The sequence below is a fragment of the Mesorhizobium sp. M4A.F.Ca.ET.050.02.1.1 genome (assembly GCF_003997725.1).
Taxonomy (GTDB): domain Bacteria; phylum Pseudomonadota; class Alphaproteobacteria; order Rhizobiales; family Rhizobiaceae; genus Mesorhizobium.
This window is the reverse complement of record NZ_RZSG01000624.1, coordinates 1-3592: the sequence shown is the minus strand read 5'-3', so window position 1 is coordinate 3592 and position 3592 is coordinate 1. Positions and strand designations below refer to the sequence as shown.

The 3592-nt window shown below is 68.6% G+C and carries 1 protein-coding gene and 1 pseudogene; both read right to left on the bottom strand.

Annotated elements, in window-relative coordinates; translation table 11 throughout:
• Positions 1-839 (bottom strand): annotated as a pseudogene (locus EOA33_RS28155) (malate synthase G); the annotation flags it as partial.
• A gap of 262 nt (positions 840-1101) precedes the next feature.
• A complete protein-coding gene (locus tag EOA33_RS28150) occupies positions 1102-3123 on the bottom strand; it encodes a hydantoinase/oxoprolinase family protein (RefSeq protein WP_126057234.1) in 2022 nt (673 codons plus the stop codon).
• Between the last annotated feature and the right edge of the window lie 469 nt (positions 3124-3592).

Below are 3592 nucleotides of genomic sequence, written 5' to 3'. Positions count from 1 at the left end.
GCATCGACCGCGGCGACCGAATCCTCGCAGTCCTGGATGGTGGTCAGCGCCGATTCCAGGATGACATCGGCGATCCCCGCCGGATCGGTGCGGCCGATCTGGTTGGCGCGGTCGATGCGGATCTCGATATGCAGGCCGTTCCTGACCAGCAGCACGGCTTGCGGGTTGGCGGCATCGCCGCGATAGCCGGCGAATTGCCTGGGATCGGCAAGTGTCGTGACACCGGCGCCCTCGCCCAGCCGCAGCATGCCGTTGACAAACGAAAGCCCGTTGACCCCGGCCCATTTGCCAGAGGTCAGCGGCACCGACTGGTCAAGGAAATCCTTGGCCCAGGCGATGACCTTGGCGCCGCGCGCCGGGTTAAAACCCTTGCCCTTCTCGGCGCCGCCGGTCTCGGGAATGGCGTCGGTGCCGTAGAGCGCGTCGTAGAGCGAACCCCAGCGGGCGTTCGCCGCATTCAGCGCATAGCGCGCATTCATCACCGGCACGACCAGCTGCGGCCCGGCGACGACGGCGATCTCGGGATCGACATTGTCGGTCGAGACGCTGAAGGCCGGCCCTTCCGGCACCAGATAGCCGATCTCCTCCAGAAAGGCCCTGTAGGTGCTCATGTCGAGCGGCGCGCCGTTTTGGCGGTACCAGGCGTCGAGTTTTTCCTGCATGGCGTCGCGCTTGGCGAGCAGCGCCCGGTTCTTCGGCGCGAGGTCGTGGACAATGGCGGAAAAGCCGTTCCAGAATTTTTCCGCGTCAATGCCGGTGCCGGGTGCTGCCTCGGCCGCCACGAAGTCGTGCAGCTCGCGGGCGATCTGCAACCCGGCGGTCTCGATGCGGTCGGTCATCAGGGCTTCTCCAGATGAAAGGCTTTGCGGCCTTTGGCATGTCAGGGGTGAAGGGTCAATTCAGCTTAGGGTGAAGGCGGGGAGAATTGCCGTCGGCGAGGCTGCTGATCTCCCCCCTCGAGGGGGAGATGGCCGGCAGGCCAGAGGGGGTTGGTGCGACTGGACGCGACGCTCTTGCTGCAACCGAAGCGTTAGCGCTCTACGCGCGGCGACCCCCTCTGTCGCCTTCGGCGACATCTCCCCCTCAAGGGGGAGATTGCCACTAAACCGCGATCCTTGGCCGTCCCGATGCCACCGCCACCACATGCGCCTCGATGAACATGCGCTGGCTTTCGACAGTCGAGACCTTGAGCTCGGTGGCGACGTCGATCTCGGCATTGTCGGTGCCGGCATCTTTCGCGCGCTCGGCGACGATGGCGCGGACATCGGCCTCGGCCGCGGCGAGCGCCGCTGCCTCGTCGGTGAAGTCGCGCACCGTCTGGCCCGAGGCGAGGCGGAACAGCCCTTCCTTCGGCTGGCTGATGCGGGCTTCGGCGGAGACGCGGACCTGGCCGACGACGGCGCCGAGCGCGTTGGCGACGTCGGTATCGTCGGGCACGACGCAGCCATTGCCGACCAGCCGCGGCAGGCCGGCATAATGCAGCGGCGCCGAGGCGCCGAGGCCGATGACCGGACGGTCGAGCGCCACGCTGAGGCGGGCGATGCCGGGATGGGCATCGACGGCGCGCTGCACCAGCGCATGCGCGACGGCGGCGGCGCCATCCAGCCCGTCCTCGGTGAAGGCGGTTTCGAGAATGTATTCGGCCGACCAGCGGGTCAGCGTCACCAGCACACGTTCGGAAATCGCCTCCGGCGTCGCCGCGATGGCCTGGCCGCGGCCGTCGCGCTTGCGGGCGAACAGCTCGGCGCCGAGGCGTGCGGTGGCGGCGTGCCAGTTGGCCTGCTTGCCGAGCACATGGGCGGCATCCGACGGCGTGAAGCCGCAAATGTGCACCAGGCCGCGCGCCACCAGCCGGTTCAGCGTCGCGTTCTGGGCGTTCGAGGTCAGCAGCCTGTCGAGCGCCAGCGGCGTAGCCCCGATCGCCTCGTAGAGTTTTGCCTCCGGCGCGGTGAGGCCGGCGGCAAGCCGGTCCGGCACGCCGGTGCGCACCGCGAAGCGACCATCCATGCGGCCGGGATTCGGCGCCCGCAGTTGCCGCTCCAGCTCCGATGTCACCGCCTCGCCATGCGCCAGGCCCGCCAGCGCCAGCGGCACCAGGCGGCGCGGCCCGAGCAAGATTTTTGGATTGAGCGCTCCGTCCTCCAGCGCCACTTCGGAATCGCCGCCGAGGCCGAAGGTGCGCATCGCCACGGCCTCGACCATGGTGCGGAAACCGCCGACGGTGGCGCCCTCCGGATCGAGCCGCGGGCGGCCGCTGTCGAGCACGGCGACGTCGGTGGTGGTGCCGCCGATGTCGGAAACCACGGCATCGTCGAGGCCGGTCATGTGACGGGCGCCGACGAGGCTGGCGGCGGGGCCCGACAAAATAGTCTCGATCGGCCGCTGGCGGGCGAAGGCGGCGGAAACCAGCGCGCCGTCGCCGCGCACCACCATCAGCGGTGCTGCAATGCCGCGCGCTTCCAGAAACCCTTCGGTCGCCGCCACCAGCCGGTCGATCATCGAGATCAGCCTGGCGTTGAGCAGCGTGGTGAGCGCGCGGCGCGGGCCGCCGAGCTTGGCCGACAGCTCGTGGCTAGCGGTGACCGGCAGGCCGGTCTTTTCGCGAATCAGGTCGCGGGCAGCCAGCTCATGCGCCGGGTTGCGCGTGGCGAAGTAGGCGCAGACGGCAAAGCCCGAAACCGAGCCGCCGAGCTCAGGCAGGGCTGCTTCGAGGCCGGAGAGGTCGAGCTTGGCCGCATTGCCGTGCACGTCATGCCCGCCGGGGCAGAACACCACCGGGTCGCTGCCGAGCGCCGTCTTCAGCCCGTCGCGGGCAAGGTCGGCCTCGGAAAAGCCGATCATGATCAGCGCGACGCGCCCGCCCTGGCCCTCGACCAGCGCGTTGGTGGCCAAGGTCGTCGACATCGACACCAGCTTGATCGAAGCCGGATCGGTGCCGGCCTTCTCCAGCACCGCGTCGACCGCGCCGGAGATGCCGACAGCGAGGTCGTGCCTGGTGGTCAGCGCCTTGGCCTTGGCCAGCACCTTGCCCTTCGGCCCGCCTTCCTCCGCCCACAGCACGGCGTCGGTATACGTGCCGCCGGTGTCGATGCCGAGGAAGAGCGGGATTGGCTTGGCGGTCATTTTTGCAGGCAGTCCGGGCAAAAGGATTGGTGCCTGCCCTTAGCCGATATGGCGTTGCGGATAAAGCCGGGAGAGATGGGCCAAGGGGGTGGCGCGACGATGAGTTGCCGAACGCTGGCGGGACAGCACCCCCTCTGTCCTGCCGGACATCTCCCCCTCAAGGGGGGAGATCAGATGTCCCCTGCACTTTCGCCAATCGCCAACGCTGCAGGAGGGCGCCGGCACCTAAGCTGCCAATCTCCCCCCTTGAGGGGGAGATGCCCGGCAGGGCAGAGGGGGGTGGCTTGGCACCAACCTTGCAGGAATCGTCCAGCGCCGGCGCGGCCCCTCATCCGCCCTTCGGGCACCTTTGTAACTTGTCCCGTGCCGACTCTGCTATTGCAGCAGGTGCGGTGGCGGACGAGAGACCGGAGCATCTTTGGGCCTTGAAGCCCGTGGGAGAGCGAGGGTCTTCGTCCGCCGTTCCATC

Bases quoted from the DNA above. Each gene is read 5' to 3' on its own strand.
- EOA33_RS28150 (WP_126057234.1), bottom strand. From the start codon at position 3,123: ATGACCGCCAAGCCAATCCCGCTCTTCCTCGGCATCGACACCGGCGGC.